The sequence below is a fragment of the Virgibacillus salinus genome (assembly GCF_900102415.1).
GTDB classification, from domain to species: Bacteria; Bacillota; Bacilli; order Bacillales; family Amphibacillaceae; genus Lentibacillus; species Lentibacillus subterraneus.
In genome coordinates, this window is sequence record NZ_FNKD01000001.1 from 332426 (window position 1) to 350057 (window position 17632).

Annotated in this window: 18 protein-coding genes and 1 pseudogene; 13 read left to right on the top strand and 6 right to left on the bottom strand. The window is 38.5% G+C overall.

Translation table 11 applies throughout. From position 1 onward, the window contains the following. Window positions 1-16: 16 nt before the first annotated feature. From BLS02_RS01720 to BLS02_RS01740, 5 genes are all read left to right on the top strand, one after another. Window positions 17-445, top strand: a complete 429-nt coding sequence (locus BLS02_RS01720) for a cell wall hydrolase (protein ID WP_092491231.1) — start codon at window positions 17-19, stop codon at window positions 443-445. A gap of 120 nt (window positions 446-565) precedes the next feature. Next, the gene (locus tag BLS02_RS01725; RefSeq protein ID WP_092491232.1) at window positions 566-742 is read left to right on the top strand and encodes a YjzC family protein; all 177 of its coding nucleotides are present in this window, start codon (window positions 566-568) and stop codon (window positions 740-742) included. A gap of 599 nt (window positions 743-1341) precedes the next feature. After that, window positions 1342-4752 carry a hypothetical protein gene (locus BLS02_RS01730; RefSeq protein WP_092491233.1) on the top strand — a complete coding sequence of 1137 codons (3411 nt, stop codon included), beginning with the start codon at window positions 1342-1344 and terminating at the stop codon, window positions 4750-4752. Between the two features lie 22 nt (window positions 4753-4774). Next, on the top strand, window positions 4775-5707 hold the full coding sequence (locus BLS02_RS01735; protein WP_092491234.1) for a fumarylacetoacetate hydrolase family protein: 933 nt from the start codon (window positions 4775-4777) through the stop codon (window positions 5705-5707). Between the two features lie 75 nt (window positions 5708-5782). Further along, window positions 5783-6337: a DJ-1/PfpI family protein gene (locus BLS02_RS01740; RefSeq protein WP_092491235.1), complete on the top strand. Its 555-nt coding sequence runs from the start codon at window positions 5783-5785 to the stop codon at window positions 6335-6337. 207 nt (window positions 6338-6544) lie between these two features. On the opposite strand, the gene BLS02_RS01745 is transcribed toward BLS02_RS01740, so the two are convergent. Continuing rightward, window positions 6545-7627, bottom strand: a complete 1083-nt coding sequence (locus tag BLS02_RS01745) for a DUF3231 family protein (RefSeq protein ID WP_092491236.1) — start codon at window positions 7625-7627, stop codon at window positions 6545-6547. A gap of 115 nt (window positions 7628-7742) precedes the next feature. On the opposite strand from BLS02_RS01745, the gene BLS02_RS01750 reads away from it, so the two are divergent. Next, window positions 7743-8222: a PaaI family thioesterase gene (locus BLS02_RS01750; protein WP_092491237.1), complete on the top strand. Its 480-nt coding sequence runs from the start codon at window positions 7743-7745 to the stop codon at window positions 8220-8222. 306 nt (window positions 8223-8528) lie between these two features. On the opposite strand, the gene BLS02_RS01755 is transcribed toward BLS02_RS01750, so the two are convergent. The 3 genes from BLS02_RS01755 to BLS02_RS01765 all read right to left on the bottom strand — a co-directional run bounded on the left by BLS02_RS01755 (window position 8529) and on the right by BLS02_RS01765 (window position 10464). Further along, window positions 8529-9467: an aldo/keto reductase gene (locus tag BLS02_RS01755; RefSeq protein ID WP_092491238.1), complete on the bottom strand. Its 939-nt coding sequence runs from the start codon at window positions 9465-9467 to the stop codon at window positions 8529-8531. 45 nt (window positions 9468-9512) lie between these two features. Beyond that, window positions 9513-9962, bottom strand: coding sequence for a hypothetical protein (locus BLS02_RS01760; RefSeq protein ID WP_092491239.1), 450 nt, complete (start codon window positions 9960-9962; stop codon window positions 9513-9515). A gap of 88 nt (window positions 9963-10050) precedes the next feature. Next, window positions 10051-10464 carry a VOC family protein gene (locus tag BLS02_RS01765; RefSeq protein ID WP_092491240.1) on the bottom strand — a complete coding sequence of 138 codons (414 nt, stop codon included), beginning with the start codon at window positions 10462-10464 and terminating at the stop codon, window positions 10051-10053. Window positions 10465-10609: 145 nt separating this feature from the next. Here BLS02_RS01765 and BLS02_RS01770 point away from each other — a divergent pair, with 145 nt between their 5' ends. Genes BLS02_RS01770 through arsC form a run of 3 tightly spaced genes read left to right on the top strand, consistent with a single transcriptional unit; the run spans window position 10610 to window position 12707 of the window. Further along, on the top strand, window positions 10610-10954 hold the full coding sequence (locus BLS02_RS01770) for an ArsR/SmtB family transcription factor (protein ID WP_092491241.1): 345 nt from the start codon (window positions 10610-10612) through the stop codon (window positions 10952-10954). 16 nt (window positions 10955-10970) lie between these two features. Beyond that, window positions 10971-12269 carry an arsenic transporter gene (locus tag BLS02_RS01775; protein WP_092491242.1) on the top strand — a complete coding sequence of 433 codons (1299 nt, stop codon included), beginning with the start codon at window positions 10971-10973 and terminating at the stop codon, window positions 12267-12269. A gap of 18 nt (window positions 12270-12287) precedes the next feature. Beyond that, window positions 12288-12707: an arsenate reductase (thioredoxin) gene (gene arsC / locus BLS02_RS01780; protein WP_092491243.1), complete on the top strand. Its 420-nt coding sequence runs from the start codon at window positions 12288-12290 to the stop codon at window positions 12705-12707. 459 nt (window positions 12708-13166) lie between these two features. On the opposite strand, the gene BLS02_RS01785 is transcribed toward arsC, so the two are convergent. Beyond that, window positions 13167-13433 carry a hypothetical protein gene (locus tag BLS02_RS01785; RefSeq protein WP_092491244.1) on the bottom strand — a complete coding sequence of 89 codons (267 nt, stop codon included), beginning with the start codon at window positions 13431-13433 and terminating at the stop codon, window positions 13167-13169. A 171-nt stretch (window positions 13434-13604) separates the two neighbouring features. On the opposite strand from BLS02_RS01785, the gene BLS02_RS01790 reads away from it, so the two are divergent. From BLS02_RS01790 to BLS02_RS01800, 3 genes are all read left to right on the top strand, one after another. Next, window positions 13605-14177: a TetR family transcriptional regulator gene (locus BLS02_RS01790; RefSeq protein WP_092491245.1), complete on the top strand. Its 573-nt coding sequence runs from the start codon at window positions 13605-13607 to the stop codon at window positions 14175-14177. Window positions 14178-14248: 71 nt separating this feature from the next. Beyond that, on the top strand, window positions 14249-14596 hold the full coding sequence (locus BLS02_RS01795; RefSeq protein ID WP_425445134.1) for a DMT family transporter: 348 nt from the start codon (window positions 14249-14251) through the stop codon (window positions 14594-14596). Beyond that, complete coding sequence (locus BLS02_RS01800; protein WP_092491247.1) at window positions 14596-14910, top strand: DMT family transporter; 315 nt, start codon at window positions 14596-14598, stop codon at window positions 14908-14910. Before BLS02_RS01795 ends, BLS02_RS01800 begins: the two co-directional genes overlap by 1 nt. Before the next feature lie 51 nt (window positions 14911-14961). Here the strand turns inward: BLS02_RS01800 and BLS02_RS01805 are convergent, their stop codons facing one another. Then, window positions 14962-16023 carry an NAD(P)/FAD-dependent oxidoreductase gene (locus BLS02_RS01805; RefSeq protein ID WP_092491248.1) on the bottom strand — a complete coding sequence of 354 codons (1062 nt, stop codon included), beginning with the start codon at window positions 16021-16023 and terminating at the stop codon, window positions 14962-14964. Window positions 16024-16466: 443 nt separating this feature from the next. On the opposite strand from BLS02_RS01805, the pseudogene BLS02_RS01810 reads away from it, so the two are divergent. Then, window positions 16467-17594, top strand: a pseudogene (locus BLS02_RS01810) (acetyl-CoA hydrolase/transferase C-terminal domain-containing protein); the annotation flags it as partial. Between the last annotated feature and the right edge of the window lie 38 nt (window positions 17595-17632).

Consider the following 17632-nt stretch of genomic DNA (forward strand, 5'->3'; position numbering starts at 1 on the left):
AAACGGAGGTGGAAAAATGGCCGTTGTGAAGGCTACAAATTATCATATCAATCTCTTGGCAAGGCTTCTTCGAGCAGAAGCTGTAGGAGAAGGGAAGTTAGGCATGTTGCATGTTGGTGCTGTAACAGTAAACCGAGCCAGAGTAGATTGTTCCGATTTTGAAGGATTACGCACATTGCCACAAGTAATTAACCAGCCAACTGCATATGAAGCACTTCAACATGGTACTTTTTATAAAAGAGCAAGAGAAAGTGAAAAACGGTTAGCACGCAGAGTAATTAACGGGGAAAGGCGCTGGCCAGCTAAATATAGTTTATGGTATTTCAGACCTCCAGCTGATTGCCCAGCTACATGGTATGATCAACCCATAGTGGGGCGATATAAGCTTCACTGTTTTTATGAGCCAACAGCAGATGAATGTTCAGAAGTCTATAGTACGTGGTAGTTTCACGAGTCTGATAAAAGACGCTCCTTGTATCCCTTTAACGATAAGCCAATTTTTCTAAGAATGAATGGCTGGGCAATTAGCCATAATAAGAACGAATAAGGATAAGGAGTGATTGAAATGGGTGAATACAGTCATTTTCGTTTTGGGCAAAAAGCACCGAACAATGGTGTTTATAGAGAAATTGGGGAGACAGGCAACAATGTCAATGATCCGAAAAGAGTTAAGCTAAAGGCTGGAGAGAAATTTCCGCAAAACTCGAACTTTGATCGTGTTTGGACAAATGAGAAACATTAAGAAATAAAGGTCTCGGGTTCAGTTACGGGGGAGTAAATGTTAAAAACATATTGAAACGCTCAGATTAAATCTGAGCGTTTTTAAGTTCGTTATTTAACAAAAGTGTGCTTTGCTCGCACAGCCGATTGCAAGATTTGCAATGAAAAAAACGCTGGTTGCAAACCCGATTGTTAGTAAGTTACTAAAAAAAGTACACTGAACCAAACGATGGATTTAACGCAAAAGTATAAAGTTATCTGTAATGTATCGAATAAACTTGTTTATCGAATCCAAATTCAAACCCCATAATAATTAGTGCCCCTGATTTGCAGACCTGTCTGGAACCTCGTTCCGTTATTTGTCTTTTTAAACCTCATATTCTATTGATTTTGTCCATTTAACGGAACGAGGATTGACATTATAGATGTGGATAATTATGACAGACAGGCACCATTATATGATATAATAATGTTTCAAATATTTCGATAAAAAAAGCGTTGCAGTGGGTTTTCTTAAGTACGGGTTATTCCTTCTCCAATATGTTCCGGAAAGTCCGTGTAGCTGTTTACTTTTCGCAGCCAATTCCCCAAATTACGTAATGTTTAGATAGAGGTGATTTCTTGAATCATTTGCACGCTCAACAGCGACAGAAGATTGTAGAGGAAGAGTTGAAGAAGCTGGAAGAGAAACAATACATAGACAATGGAACATATTTGGATGTTTTGCATGCTCATAACCAGTATTATATTGATCAGGAAGACAGGCAACAGATATCGGGACAGAACGTGGAAAAGGTAAAAAAGCAGTCAGTACCAAAAGCACCAAAGCCAAAAAAGGCCAAAAAAGTTCTTTCATCACAGGAAATCCGTGATCGGAATATTACATGGTCTCTAATCCTTGGGGTGGTTTTGCTGCTGATTGGGGGACTGGTTCTTGCTACAAGCACTTGGGATACGTTGACAGACTGGAAGAAAACAGGATTTATTGGTCTCGTATCATTACTGTTCTTCGGTCTGGCATATTTTACAACACGTATATTAAAAATAGAAAAGACTGCATTTGCATTTCATGTACTTGGTAGTCTGTTTTTGCCGATTGTCATATTGTCTCTAGGCTATTTTGAGTTATTTGGCGCTTATTTTTCATTTTCTGGTGAGGGACGATATCTATACGGAGCAGCTGGGAGCCTTGTGATTCTGCCTGTGTACTTACTCCTCTCCATAAAGTTAGCATCACGTTTATTTGTGTGGTTTTCTTTTGTAACGTTTACGGTATTTGCCGGGTTTCTTATAGCATCCTTGGGCATGTCTGTCGACGGTTTTTACTTGGGGATTATAGCATTTAACGCAGTACTCATCGCGGCGTATCATTATGCAGACAAGCAGGGACGTTTTCAGTTGTTTACACAGGAGTTTGTCCTATATATTCAGGCAAATTTAATTTTGTCTACTTTACTGATGCTTGTATTTTATGAAAGTGAACTGATTTATAGCTTTAACCTGATGCTTACAGCAGTTATATATTTTTCCATGATATTTGTGACAAACCATAAGGAATATCATTTCGTGTTTAGTGCGTTGTTAGTATACGGTGCCTATCAATTGATTGAGTTCTCAACATTGAATGAGGTTGGGGCGATTGTGTATGCGCTGCTAGGCTTTGTGTTTGTGGTACTGCCGAATTTTATAAAGGATAGCAGTTCACTGCAAAAAGCCTTCCAATTTACGAGCGCAATCGTTTCAGCTGGTGCATTTGTTTTTATAAGTTTAGAGGGCATACTCATGAATATGAATGTACCATCATTTGTTTTACTACTTGCGTATTTAATCATAGCCCTAAATTTTACATATTTAACAAACAAGGTGAAACGAACGCTGTTTTCATATCTAAGTCCAGTATTTTTCATGGCTGCATTCTATGAAGTGGTTTTACTAGTCCGCGATCTATTTGATTATGAGTACTTAGGTTTACCAATGTTTATAGCTGGCCTTTTCTTATACATTGTATTTGGTTGCTTCATGAAGCTTGATTTCTTCCAACTGATTAATCGGAGCTCACGTGATATTGGCGGAGTTGTGATGGTTCTTTCTATACTGCTCCATTTTGGAGTTGTCAGCTGGTGGCAAGTAGGTACAATGTTTCTATTGTTAGCTATAGTTTCCCTTTTCATGGACCAATTTGAACATCGAGTCTTTTTTACAAGTAATAGAATCGCTTCCTGGATTCATGCACTTTCTATCGGTCTTGCAGTCGTTTCTTTTTTTACAAAAGATCAATTTTTCGTTGCTGCAATTTCTGTGGATGCTGGGCATCTGGTATTAGCAGGAATTATTGTTCTGGTAATAAGTATTTTATGGAAAAAGCTTAAACGAAAGGCCTTTTCTGAAAATGCCTTTTTTGTGGCTCAAGGATTTTACGTTATTGGAATGATGAGGACTTTCTTATATGACTTCGATGACAATTTTCGTGCATTGATTGTCCTTGGCGGAATTGGAATGGCCTATTTACTGTATAGAAAGACAAAGTGGATAGTCATGCCTTATCTGATCAGTGGGACTTCTTTATTATTTTATTTTACCGTGTTGTATGCGGTTCATACGCAATTTAATATCCAGTCTGATCTGTATCATTCGTTGCAATTTGTTGTTGGTTCACTACTACTTTTGGGTACTGGAATATTCATCGGAAACGAGGACCGCAAAATTGTGAAAGCCTTTTGGTGGATTGGACATATTTACTTGCCGTTTTCTTTACTTGTTACTTACATGTTTAATGGTGAAGAGGCAGTCTGGGCATTTCTTTTGGCTGCTGTGATTTATGGTATAAGTGTTCTTAAAGTAAATGTTGGATGGAAGGTAAATACCTTTTTATATGCGTGCTTCACGTCATTTTGGATAACCGTTAGTCTGGCCATGCTTTTATTGGATTGGAATAATCATGTTCATTATGCCTTCTTAATAACAAGTGGTGTACTTGCTGTCGGATGGTATCTCAGTAATAGATCCTTGGGACGAAGAATTGCTTTTTATATAGTACCATTCTCTCTGATCGGAATCAGGGTTTTCACATCGATAAGCCCATTTGACTTACTGTTATTCGTTGTAACAGTTCTGTATGGAATTGGTCTGTTATGGATTTTGCATAAGGAAAAATGGGATTTCCTCAATGCAATCCCCCTTCTTCTTCTATATCAGGGGATGCTCTTATACAGCTACGACCAACTGGAATGGGATTATTCTATGCAGGTTGCCGTAACGGGATTCGTGCTGATAGTTTTGCTTGTTGGAAAGCAGTTTTATCAGTTGGTTTTTCAAGGTGCAAAAGAAAAAGGAGAGCCGCTGCGTATTGATTGGTATACGGTTGTTGGCTTCATTGCTGCAGGAAGCTTATATCTGTGGACGACAGAAGATCTATGGACAAAGCTGCTGCCGGGGCTACTACTAGTCGGAAGCTTATTGCTGCAAAATAATCGTATTCCTTTTGCAGCGCCGAAATGGGTTATATTTGTTGCTTGTGCTTATTTACTGCAACCCTATTATTCAATATTGGTTAATAGTGATTTACCTGAGCTGATGGAAAGGGAAATGTATGTCCTGCCATGGGTCGTTCTCGTTATTTTACTTAAAAAGGTTGCTGACAATTCCTTAAAGACACTCATCAACAATGTACAGTGGGCAGTCCTAGTTATCGTTTCGCTTCTTTTAATTCAGGATGGGATGGCAAGTTCAACGATTTATGACGCGTTGATTGTTGGGACCCTCGCCCTTGTATCCATTATTGGTGGTATGGCCTATCAAATGAAGTCCTTCTTCTTTGTTGGAACAGGAGTACTGCTATTAAATGTATTTCTGCAAACCAGACCATATTGGGGAAACCTGCCATGGTGGATGTATCTGCTTATTACGGGTTCCATATTGATCGCAGTTGCAAGTTACAATGAATGGCATAAGCAAAAAACATCAGATGGAAAAGATACACTAATTTCAGTTTTTAATAAAAAAATTATTCAAAAGATCAAAAACTGGGATTAAAACTCTAAGAGGGGTGTTTGTGATGAAATTAGTAAGCTATAAAATAAAAGAAAGACCAAGTTCGTTTCGGGTTGGGTTTATGCTAGATGAGAAGGTAATTGACCTGCAGGAAGCCTATCGTCAATTACTTCTTTCAAAGCAGGAAACAGATCTTAGTAATGATTTAGAAAAGCTGCTTCCTGTTGATCCAACGCACTTTTTTGCTGCTGGAAATCAATTGATTGATAAAGCCAAAGAAGCATATACTTATGCTAAAACAAATAGTACAGAAGGTTTTAGTCTAAATCAGGAGGAAATATTACTATCCACACCTATTCCTGCACCTGCGAAAATTATTTGTGTAGGAAAGAATTATGCCGAACATGCAGTTGAGATGGAAAGTGACGTTCCTGAGTTTCCTGTTCTGTTTGCAAAATTTTCAAATGCGCTTATTGGACCTGAAGATGTGATTGAGAAAAGGAATGTTACACAGAAACTCGATTATGAAGCTGAACTGACAGTCGTTATTGGAAAAGAAGCGTCACAAGTTAAAAAAGAGGATGCCCTGGATTACATTGCCGGTTACACGATTGGCAATGATACATCTGCACGTGATCTGCAAAAACGAACGCCTCAGTGGCTGCAGGGGAAAACCTTGGATAAAAGTACTCCAGTTGGTCCATGGATTGTTACAGCTGATGAAGTAGGGAATCCCGGTAACTTATCGATTCGTTCAACTGTGAATGGAGAGGAACGTCAATCTTCCAATACAAATAAGTTAATTTTTGATATTCCGTTTCTGATTGAGTTTATTTCCAATCTAATTACATTGAAGCCGGGAGATATTATCCTGACGGGAACTCCAAATGGTGTAGGTGTGGCCATGGACCCACCACAATTTTTAAAGGACGGGGATGTCGTACAAATAGAAGTAGAAAAGATTGGACAGCTGAAAAATACAGTAATGGGACGGTAAATTTTTAAAGGATTAATTTTTTGCAAATAGAATATATTTAAGTAAGTCTTAAATTCTATTTGGGAGGTTATTTAAATGTCAAAGAAAATTTTGATCATTGCTGGTGATGCTGTTGAATCGTTGGAAATCTATTATCCTTATTTTCGTTGTCTGGAGGAAGGTTATGAAACAACAATTGCCGCGGGTTCGGCTAAAAAGCTGCATACTGTTGTCCATGACTTTATCGGCTGGGAAACATATACCGAGAAGGAAGGCTATATGATTGATGCAACCGCCAGTTTTGATGAAATCAATCCTGAAGATTATGATGCATTAATAATTCCTGGTGGACGTGCCCCTGAGCATGTTCGCTTAAATGAGCATGTGCCAGCTATCGTTCGTCATTTTTTTGAAACTGAAAAACCTATTGCAGCAGTTTGTCACGCAAGTCTCGTATTAACGACTGTCAGGGAGCATCTGCATGGCCGGGAAATGACTGCCTATATAGCTTGTAAGCCTGAGGTGGAAGCTGCTGGTTCGACTTATATTGATGAGCCACTTCACACAGATGGGAACTTGATTTCAGGACATGCTTGGCCAGACCTGCCCGGATTGATGAAAGAGTTTATTCGGCAAGTTAACCAGGGATAGGAGGTAAGGGATATAGCGCAAATTAACGGCAAAACTCCATACATGCCCTTACGATTAATGTAATTGTCATACTTTAACGTAGTAGTCCTAATCAGAAGGACTGCCATACGAAAGGCTTGGACTCCAGAGTATAAGGGGTTCTTAGAAAGCAAAATACGCTTTCAAGAATCCCTTTAATGACTGCCAAGTTTCCTAATTCCACTTTAATTAATTTCTAAAATTATTCGGTGGGTTTCCGGGAGACATTTTAGAAAGCTTTTTACGATCAGCAGCTGTTGGAGGTTCCTCTAACCAACCATTATTAATGGTGATATTTACGCCTTGATTTGAGTATTTGGCAATTCCTGCTGTAAGTGTAGCTAGTTTTGCATGGATGTCATGTCTCAAAATTTTGGAAACAGCCAGTCCATAGTATTGTATTCCGATACCGTTAGACAATGTTGTATGATAAAGCATTAATTTATCCGAAAATGGTGGTGTAGTAGAATCAGTTACGTGCGCGTCCATTAGCTTTGGAGAAGGCAAGTTATCTTGTATAAGGACGGAACCCAGTTGTTTAATTTGCTTATCTGCTAATTGAGCACCTTCATAGAAATATTTTCTTAATTTATCAGAAGAAGCAACTTGGCTGAATCCAAGCATGAAGGATTTACCTAGTGTATTTGAGTTAATATTAACTTGCAAATGCTTAATTTCCTGTGCGGATAAGGGTCTATTTTTTGCGTTGATAGCTGAAGTAAAGGATTTTCTATCAACGAAGTCAACTTTTGAAGGGTACGGAATATTAGGCGGCAGGATATCCATCCCTTTTGCTAGTAATAACTCAATCCCTCTTCGGTAAGTTTTGGAAGTATCTTGGATGCACATATCAAAATAGTCGATAATATCTTGTCTGGATGAGCTTGAAAGCGCACCACCATAAGTTAATAACCCGGCTCTAGTCATTTCCGTAATATAAAAGACCATAAACATATCACTAAACAATCGCGGTGCTTCTTTTCTAATATCCTGTTCTCCAAAGCCAACTGGAATAGGAATATTCTCCTTTGTATATATATCTTTAATTATATTTAGGTGTTTTTTTGAGATATCCAAAGCAAACTCAATATAATCCTTAATTTCTTCATCTTCTACAACTTGCAGATGGTGCTCAAATACGCATTTAAACAGAGAATCTCCTAGGTAATTTTCAAATAAATCGCCTAACTCTGATGCGGCTAGCTTTTTATGATGTTGATGTTCTTCCATGTGTTTCTTCGTTTTATCATGAGGTGATCCTTCCGATTCCATCTTTAACCCTCCTTAATAAATCTGCTGAGGTTTAGTTTGTGTAATTTATATTATTTTATTAAACAAATTATTGACAAAAGTCCATGCTATACTAATAGAAAAAGGAGGTAAACGAATGAATCAAGAGATAGAAAACGCAATTCAAGATGAATATCCGGATGATTTTTCACATTGCTATGGTTGTGGTCGATTAAATATAAAGGGTCATCAATTTCGGACTGGCTGGGATGGTGCTCAAACGATTACTGTATACATGCCGCGACCTGAACACACGGCAATACCTGGCTATGTTTACGGTGGTTTGATTGCATCACTAATTGACTGTCATGGAACAGGCTCAGCATCACTGGCACTGCACCGGAAGAACGGGAATGAACCTGGTGATGGTGCAGAACCACCACGTTTTGTAACTGCATCACTCGAGGTGAAGTTCGTTAAACCGACACCACAGGATGTTCCGCTGAAAGCATTTGGGAAGGTGGAAGAGATACATCCCAAGAAATTCAAGATACATACGGAAGTTTATGCAGGGGAAATATGCTGTGCAAAAGGTGAAGTTGTTGCCGCACTCATGCCCGATACCTTTGGTAAGTAATAATATCTTGTTAAGCCATTGATTTAAGTTATCCGCAGTTTTTGTTTGTGGGGACGTTTTGGTGGCATCAAAATTGAAAATACTTAATTGAGGAAAAGCAAATTACATTGGCGGACATCAGGTACGCTATTTTACAGAAAACGAACAATATAAAAGTGTTAACGGACACCAGAGACCTTATTTAGTAGAAATGCTCTTATTTTAAATTGATATAAGTTAAATAAGGTCCAGTGTGTCCTCCTATCCAATTAAAAGCATCTTTTAATTGAAATAACGGATTTTGTGTCCGCTAGTTAAAGTTCAATACTAGTTCTTATGCAGCGGATATAGTTCATCAATGATTTGAATATCATCTGAAGAAAGTTTTACATCTGCTGCTTTTAAGTTATTTACTACTTGCTTGGAATTTCTCGCACCTGGAATAACAGAATCAATTTGATCACGGGATAAATAAAATGCCAGTACAACATGTGAAACGTCCACATTGTGTTTCGCAGCAATCTCCCGGATCTTTTCGACTTTTTCTAAATGACGGATGTATGTTTCACCCTGAAATTGAGGTCGTTTCTTTTGTGATTCAGAAAGGACCGTATCTTTTGTATACTTTCCAGCTAATAAACCGGATGCTAAAGGGAAATATGGAACAAAGGATATTTCATGTTGCGAAAAGTATGGGAAAAGTTCACTTTCTGCTGAGCGGTCAAGCAGGTTATAATTCCCTTGTACAACATCCAAATAACCGTCCTGATTTGCTTCTTTTAGCTGATCAATAGAAAAGTTGGAAACGCCAATCGAGCGGATTTTCCCGGCTTCTTTTAACCGATTCAGTGCACCGATAGCTTCAAATTTAGGTGTCTTATCATCAGGAAAGTGAATATAGAATAAGTCGATAACATCTGTTTGCAGGCGCTTGAGGCTATCTTCCACTGTTTGCTTTAAAAATTCGGGTGAGTTATCGGTGATTACCTGGTCGCCAGTATACTTATGAGCTCCTTTTGTTGCTAGTACAACGTTATTTCTCCAGTTATTTTCTTTTAATGTTTTTCCGATAATCTCTTCAGAAAGCCCTTTACCGTACATGAATGCAGTATCAATAAAATTCAAGCCGTTTTCAATTGCTGAAGAAACAATTTTACCGCCATATTCCGTATTCGATTCTTTATTTTCTTCCCCAATCTTGTTTGCTCCTAATCCAACCGGATGAATAGATAAACCTGTTTTACCTAACTCGACTTTATTATCCATTATAAACCACCTTTCTTATGTTCTGTTTTATAAATGCGCGCGTTTTTAGGTTTCGATGTATCCAGGACCATTCTCATTAGTATCCATTTCACGATCAGTAGTGTGATTATCGGTTTCTTTTGTCTCTTTAATGCTATAAGTTCCTGCTAGAATTAATAAAATACAAGGTATTACGTGAAAAAAATTGATAACCGCAATTCCTATGCCTGTCCATAAAAACCACAATCCAGTCAGCCTGGTCTCATTTTCCAGGTTCTCTGGTGTTGTTTTAACTAAAGTAACGATGAAAAAGGAAATCGTTATGATACTTTGTATGAATGCAATTATTAAACCTGTTTTCATTGCGTTATCAGAGAGCTGAAAAGGGGTGGACTGTATGTCGCCTTCAATCCATCCTCCAATAAAGGATGTCCCATAGTAAACCCAGCTTATTGATCCAAGAATGCCCATAATAGAGCCGATTAAAGCCATAAGATATATATAATTTTTGTTCAATTCAACATCCCTCCATATGTATCTACCCAATCTGTATAACATACTAACAGTATACTAAACTTTATAATTTTCTTACAATTGTTTCTTATTAATTTGGATAATCACAGTATTCGATTATTGTTCCATCTGTGTCAGCAGGATTCAAATAAATTAGTCGTCTTCCATGCTTATTAGTGCGTAAGGAATCTTCTAGTACACGGATATTCCTGTTTTTGAGGTCATCCAGTGCTTTATTAAGGTCACCAACATGATAGGCAATATGATGAACACCTTTTCCTTTTTGTTTTAGAAAACGGGCAATAGGAGAGGTGGTGTTATTAGTTGGTGCCAGTAATTCGGTTCGATCTCCACCAATTTCCATGATAGCAATTTCACTTTCCACCCCTTTTGCATCGCTTTTATACCGGTCAATTAATGATCCGCCTAATATGGATTCATAGAAGTATATACTATCCTCTAAATTTCGAACGGCAATTCCAATGTGATCAAGCTTATAATCCATTACTATTCACCTCCTGAAGATAATAGTATTATTCTAGCATATATAAGGTTATGTAAATGAATTCGTGTTCGGGAATAATCTTTTCGGTTGTATATATAAGTAAATTATTATATATTTATATCCGAGTGTTAAGGGGGGTGTTTCTTTGCTGAAAACAGAGATTGAAATAGATAGTGCGGCATTAATTTTAAAATTATTGGGTGATAAAACGCGTTTGACCATGGTTAAAATACTTGATAATCATGATTGCTGTGTTTGTGAATTTGTTGAGATTTTTAAAGCAAGTCAGCCATCCATTAGTCAACATCTTCGAAAACTGCGTGATGTAGGATTGGTAAAAGAAGAAAGAAGAGGGCAATGGATTTTTTACTCGATAAATAAAAATAATGAATATTATCCATTTGTTGAGCAGCTTCTAGAACAACTGCCTGACCAGGTTTTTAGATTAAAAGAATTGGAAGAACAAGGTACACGAATTACATGTTGTTAATTGGAGGGAAATTGATTTGTTATCATCGGTTATACTAGCATCACTCATCTTTTTGGCAACGCTTGTCTTGGTTATTTGGCAGCCAAAAGGGTTATCAATTGGATGGTCCGCATGTGGCGGAGCTGTTCTTGCTTTAATAGTAGGAGTAGTTGAATTCAGTGATGTAATAGAAGTTACACAAATAGTATGGAACGCAACATTAGCATTTGTTGCTGTTATTCTTATTTCATTAATATTAGACGAAATTGGATTCTTTGAATGGGCAGCTCTTCATATGGCAAGGGCAGCAAATGGCAACGGGGTCAAGATGTTCGTTTATGTGAGTTTGTTAGGTGCAATTGTTGCTGCACTTTTCGCGAATGATGGGGCAGCTCTAATCCTGACACCAATTGTTTTAGCAATGGTCCGCAATTTAAATTTTCAGGAAAAGATGATATTTCCGTTTATTATGGCTAGTGGATTTATTGCGGATACAACATCATTACCGTTTATAGTAAGTAACTTAGTTAATATTGTGTCAGCAGATTTCTTTGATATTGGATTTGTGGAGTATGCTTCCAGAATGATAATTCCAAACTTATTCTCACTGACTGCGACCATAGTAGTATTATTAATTTATTTCAGAAAGAATATCCCGGATAAATATGACCTGTCACAATTGAGAGAACCAGTTGAAGCGATAAAAGATCAAAAGATGTTTCGGTTGTCATGGTATGTTCTTGGTGTATTGCTGATTGGTTATTTTATCAGTGAGTTTATTAATCTGCCTGTCTCGATTGTTGCTGGTGTAATTGCCATCTTCTTTATACTAATGGCTAGAAGAAGTAAGGCTGTTGATACTAAATCAGTGGTTAAGGGAGCACCCTGGGATATCGTTTTTTTCTCAATTGGTATGTATGTTGTTGTATACGGATTGAGAAATGCCGGGCTTACTGATTTATTAGCTCAAGCCCTTCAAGCAAGTGCTGAGCAAGGTTTATTTGTAGCTACCATTTCAATGGGCTTTATTGCTGCTATTCTGTCGTCAATTATGAACAATATGCCAACAGTTATGATTGATGCGCTGGCAATTGCGGAAACGAATACTTCCGGCGTGATGCGTGAAGCACTTATTTACGCGAACGTCATTGGTTCTGACCTGGGTCCGAAGATTACACCGATTGGTTCCCTGGCAACTCTGTTATGGCTGCATGTTTTGTCTCAAAAAGGAGTCAAAATATCATGGGGAACATACTTTAAAACGGGAATTATTCTTACCATTCCGATTCTGCTGATAACCTTAGTAGGACTATATTTAACGTTACTGATATTTTAATTAGGAGAGTGAACCACTATGTCTAAAAAAACAATTTACTTCTTGTGCACTGGAAATTCCTGCAGAAGCCAAATGGCAGAAGGCTGGGCAAAAAAGTTTCTAAGTGAAGAATGGGAAGTGAAGAGTGCAGGAATTGAAGCACATGGATTAAATCCAAAAGCAGTTAAAGCAATGGGTGAGGTGGATATCGATATTTCTGATCAGAAATCAGAAATTATTGATATGGATATTTTAAATAATGCTGCAATGGCTATCACGCTTTGTGGAGATGCTGCAGATAAATGCCCAATGACACCACCCCATGTAAAGCGAGAACATTGGGGATTTGACGATCCTGCAAAAGCAAAAGGAACAGAAGAGGAACAGTGGCAGGTTTTTCAACGTGTGCGTGACCAAATTGGCGAGCGAATCAAACGTTTTGCCGATACAGGTGAATAATAACAATCCTGCTTAAAAGGGGTACAATCGAACGTTGGTTAGTACCCCTTATTTTTGGGACAAAACTAAAAGTTATTTTATAATAAAAGATTTCCTATGACGGAAAGAGGTTCAGCAAAGTGAATCCTCGTTCCGCAAAAAGGAAGAAAAGCTGCTCTAACAGGGGTGATATGAATTCTCATTCCGCTAATAGCACAAATTCAAGTGATAATGGGGTATAAACAGTCAAATAACGGAATGAGGATCCTAAACTATGCTCCAAACAAGGGAGTTATAGGAAATAACGGAATGAGGATCCGTCAGAACAGTAAATTGACCCTGATCTAACTTATAATCCGTTTATCAACAAGCTGTGTTTTCCTATTACCGTGTTTACGTATGTTGAAATGTCGTAATCATTGAAAAGCGAACCACAACTAGTTTATTCCTCCTTAAACGAAAAATCCCCTCACAGCAAGGCTATGTTCTGGTAATAATCTTCTTCCGGAAAGTCTCACTTGTCAGCATCATTTCTACCTGTCTGCCCCAAGTATTCACCGCCTCAATAGTGGTGTTTTCCTGGATGGCAAGTTCGCTTATGGTCATACCGCCAATAATGTGGTAATAGATCCAGTTCCATTGGTTTAGCGTTAGACTTGCTCTGAGTTGGTACCATAACCCTGGATCATGTAGGATGACAGGCAGTGATACCAATGTGTTAGATGTTTTTTCGAATAGTAGTTTCATAATATTTTCCCCCTAGTAATTGTTTTCACAATTACTATCGTTGGAGAGGGGTGGTTAGGTGGCATCGAAATTTAAAAAAACTTAAAAGTGTTATGCCTGGAACATAAATTTGACAAAAACGAAAGTAAATTGTAAAATGAATGATAGTCAGTCACCAACGGAGGCTTATAAATGGATAATAAAAAAGAGAGTATTATACAATCAGCTATCGATGTTTTTCGTGAGAAAGGTGTAGAGAAGACCAAGGTATCAGATATCGTTAAAGGCGCCGGCATTGCTCAAGGTACCTTTTATTTATATTTCTCATCTAAACTATCTGTAATGCTATCAATTGCGGAAGTTTTGACAGAAGAAATACTTACAAAAATAAATGATAATGTCCAGGATGACTCACCGTTTCCGGAAAAACTGGAGGTAGCTATTGATATAGTGTTCGATGTGACGAGGGAATACCGGGATTTGTTTGCTTTAACTTATGCAGGACTTGCGTCAACTGAGTATTTGAAAGAATGGGAAACGATATACGAACCATATTATGAATGGCTAAGTAAACAGCTGCAAAAAGCGCAAGCGGATGGCGTCGTTCGAGAATCATTACATCCACAGCGCACGGCAGAGATATTAATCGGATTAATTGAAGCAGCAGCAGAACAATCTTATATGTATGGCAATGATGATGAGAAGGTTGCTGATCTAAAGAAAAAAGAAGTATTGGAATTTGCGGGGCATGCGCTCGGACTTTAAACCGGTGCAATGTCCTTTACATTATTTTTGCACAAAAATGACTGAATGTCAGTCAAAAGGAGGTGCTCGTGATGAATAAAGCTTGGATCTATGTGTTATTAACATGCTTATTTGAAATGCTCTGGGTACTTGGGTTTAATTTTGCTGTGAGTTGGTGGCAATGGGGATTGGTAGTTATTGTAATTATAATGGATTTTCAATTCCTAAGAAAAGCTTGTGAAGCACTTCCGACTGGCACTGTTTATGCGATATTTGCATCAACGGGTACAATTGGAACAGCGTTAATGGACGTGTACTTATTTGATGGAAGCTTAAATTTGGGAAAAATGTTTTTCATCATGCTCCTGATTGCAGGTGTAGTAGGATTAAAACTTGCGGATACGGCAGATGAAAAACGTTCTAAAGGAGGTTCTCACTGATGGGATTAATCTTAGTATTGTTAGCTTCTGTTTTTGAAATTAGTGGTGTCATTGGTTTGAAGTTATTCAGTCAAAAGAGCACATTTCGAAATGGGATTTTGTATATAGGCGGATTTTGCGCTTCACTGGGGATGCTTTTGATTTCCTTCTCGTTTTTACAAGTTAGTGTTGCTTACGCCATGTGGGTAGGTATTGGTACTGCTGGTGCGGTATTGGTGAATATGCTTTTCTTTGGAGAATCCAAGAGCCTATCTCGTATTGTGAGTCTTGCCGCAATTATTATCGGTGTGGTCGGATTGAAGGCATTATCTTAAATAAAATAAACCAATCGAACCTTTTTAGAGCCCGATTGGTTTCGTGTTAATTTAGTGTCGTTTATTTAGCCATAGTATACCGGACTTTGCAACGCGAGGCAGATAGCCTGTAACTGATTTTGACATCATTTCTCCGAATCCCTCTGAACTTCCAAGTGAACCGAGAGTTCCTTTAAGTTTAAGTTCTTTTGGCTTTTTCGGTTCATTGCCATGGAATACATCCATTAGTATTTCCACGATCTGCTCACCTTGCTGTCGAGCAAGCTGTGCGCTCGGCGAGTGTTCGGAGGCTGCGCAATCACCAACTACATATGTGTTTGGCTGTTTGGGCACCTGGTAAAAGTCATTGACGATAATCTTTTCCTGATCATCTTTTTCAAAAGGAAGCTCGCGCACCAGGTAATTAGGTCGAACACCGGCAGTCCAGATGGTCACATCATTAACGAAGCAAACACCATTGTTGCATACGCCATCCTTTTCTACATACTCAACGTTAGCACCATGTACGACTTCAACGTCATTTTTCAAAAACCAGTCTTCAACATAATTTTGAATTTTTGTATCAAACGCTTTTAATACTGTGGCACCTCGATCAAGTAATCGAATGTTCAAGTCTGGTCTACTTTCACGTATCTCAGCTGCTGCTTCAATACCGCTCAAGCCTGCACCAACAATCGTTGCCTTGCCGTAGGCTTTTAAATTACCAATGGACATTCCAGCATGACGAGCATGGCCAATTGTTTGGATACTTTCAGTGAATTCTGAAGCCCCTTCGATTCCATGATAGTTGTCTTCACATCCAAGGCCAATCACAAGATAATCATATGATACTGGGTCACTTCTGTTTTCAAAAAGAATTTGCTGGTTTTCTGAATCTATTTGACTAACTTCAGCATAAACATAATCTACTTTTTCATGGTCTGGAAACTCGATGCGGACATCTTTATCAGCGGATGTGCCTGCCGCTATTGTGTAAAATTCTGTTTTAACCGAATGGTAAGGGTTGCGATCAATAACCGTAATTCGCACGTCTTCAGGCAGGTTTTGATCAATTAAACCAAGTACAATATTAACACCGCCATAGCCGCCACCTAAAATGACTAAATTTTTCATAGTAAAAAACCCCTTATGTACGTATAAATACTTCTATTGTTAAGATTACCAAAAGTTGTGCTTGAAAACTAGGAAAAGCATGGAATTGTTGTTTTTCTTGTGATAATGATACATTATGTAAAGAAAATGAACGATTAGAAAGGTGCTTACATATGCAAAGTTTGACGTTTGGATCCCTGTTGGACGTGATCGGGGAGTTGTTTTCAGATGAAATTTCCATAGCGGTTTCGAATACTGCAGAATACATTTATTATCGCCCAAGTAAACGGATTGATTTAAAAATAAGGAATGGTGATCCGGTTAAAGAGGGGACGATAGCTCATAAAGCATTGCATACGGAACAAAAGGCATCTGAATTCATCGATCGTGATGTATTTGGAGTTCCTTACCACGGGATGGCAGTCCCATTTCATAATGAGGGCACGCTTGAGGGATGTGTGACTGCTATTTTGGAAGCGATTTCTATTTCAGAGGATGGTATGATTATTCCATCAACTTCGATTGGGAATTCGCTTGCATTTGCGGAACATGCTGAAAACGTTGTTATCGAGCTGAATATGGCCCAGTCTGAACTATTGGAAGGAGTGCATGATTTGTATAGCCCTGGAAAACAAGGGGAACGTGATCCGATTGCACTAGTAAAGCCGGATGACCGCATCGGTACAACCGGGATTGCGATTGATCCTGCGAAAATAAAAGGGATAGTTTTTACAGATCAGGAAGACTCACCTTCAACAATTGTACAGCCAGACCATGAAACAGAAATTATGGCTGAACACTTGCTTGAATTTTTAGGGAACGAGGTGAAATCAGGCAGATTAACTGAAAGCCTTGCACCAATTCAATCTGGTATCGGCTCGATTGCGAACGCAGTGCTGCACGGAATGGTAGATTCTGAATTTGAAAATTTGGAAGTATATTCCGAAGTGTTGCAGGATGCGGTATTCGATCTAATTGACGCTGGAAAAGTAGATTTCGCTTCATGCTGTTCGATTACACTATCAGAGCCAAAGATGAAGCAGGTGCTCTCTGAATTTGAAAAGTACCGTGATAAATTGATTATGCGGTCACAGGAAATGTCCAATCATCCTGAAATTATTCGTCGCCTGGGACTAATATCAATAAATACAGCGTTGGAATTTGATATCTATGGAAACATTAACTCGACACATGTTACTGGTACGAAAATGATGAATGGCATTGGTGGCTCTGGTGATTTTGCTCGTAATGCGCGATTGGCTATTTTTGTAACAAAATCTATTGCCAAAAATGGCGATATCTCAAGTATTGTCCCGTTCGCATCTCATATTGACCATACGGAACATGATGTTGATGTCGTTGTTACCGAGCAGGGCTATGCGGATTTACGCGGACTTGCTCCACGCGAACGTGTACCGTTGATTATCGAAAATTGTGCACATCCAATTTACCGCGAGCAGCTTTGGGCATATTATCAAGAAGCACTTGAACGCGGAGGACAAACACCTCACGTACTGGAAAAAGCCCTATCATGGCATACGAATTTTAACGAAAATGGCACAATGCGTGAGCTTTCTGCTGAAACCGTATAAAAAACCACGTTCCTTTAATGGAACGTGGTTTTTTAGTA

What these genes read in the sequence shown, in the direction of transcription:
- BLS02_RS01745 (WP_092491236.1), bottom strand. Translation starts at nt 7,627, where the DNA reads ATGGAATCGGAAGGATCACCTCATGATAAAACGAAGAAACACATGGAA.
- BLS02_RS01785 (WP_092491244.1), bottom strand. Translation starts at nt 13,433, where the DNA reads ATGAAACTACTATTCGAAAAAACATCTAACACATTGGTATCACTGCCT.
- BLS02_RS01795 (WP_425445134.1), top strand. Translation starts at nt 14,249, where the DNA reads ATGAATAAAGCTTGGATCTATGTGTTATTAACATGCTTATTTGAAATG.
- BLS02_RS01755 (WP_092491238.1), bottom strand. Translation starts at nt 9,467, where the DNA reads ATGGATAATAAAGTCGAGTTAGGTAAAACAGGTTTATCTATTCATCCG.
- BLS02_RS01725 (WP_092491232.1), top strand. Translation starts at nt 566, where the DNA reads ATGGGTGAATACAGTCATTTTCGTTTTGGGCAAAAAGCACCGAACAAT.
- BLS02_RS01720 (WP_092491231.1), top strand. Translation starts at nt 17, where the DNA reads ATGGCCGTTGTGAAGGCTACAAATTATCATATCAATCTCTTGGCAAGG.
- arsC (WP_092491243.1), top strand. Translation starts at nt 12,288, where the DNA reads ATGTCTAAAAAAACAATTTACTTCTTGTGCACTGGAAATTCCTGCAGA.
- BLS02_RS01750 (WP_092491237.1), top strand. Translation starts at nt 7,743, where the DNA reads ATGAATCAAGAGATAGAAAACGCAATTCAAGATGAATATCCGGATGAT.
- BLS02_RS01805 (WP_092491248.1), bottom strand. Translation starts at nt 16,023, where the DNA reads ATGAAAAATTTAGTCATTTTAGGTGGCGGCTATGGCGGTGTTAATATT.
- BLS02_RS01740 (WP_092491235.1), top strand. Translation starts at nt 5,783, where the DNA reads ATGTCAAAGAAAATTTTGATCATTGCTGGTGATGCTGTTGAATCGTTG.
- BLS02_RS01765 (WP_092491240.1), bottom strand. Translation starts at nt 10,464, where the DNA reads ATGGATTATAAGCTTGATCACATTGGAATTGCCGTTCGAAATTTAGAG.
- BLS02_RS01735 (WP_092491234.1), top strand. Translation starts at nt 4,775, where the DNA reads ATGAAATTAGTAAGCTATAAAATAAAAGAAAGACCAAGTTCGTTTCGG.
- BLS02_RS01800 (WP_092491247.1), top strand. Translation starts at nt 14,596, where the DNA reads ATGGGATTAATCTTAGTATTGTTAGCTTCTGTTTTTGAAATTAGTGGT.
- BLS02_RS01790 (WP_092491245.1), top strand. Translation starts at nt 13,605, where the DNA reads ATGGATAATAAAAAAGAGAGTATTATACAATCAGCTATCGATGTTTTT.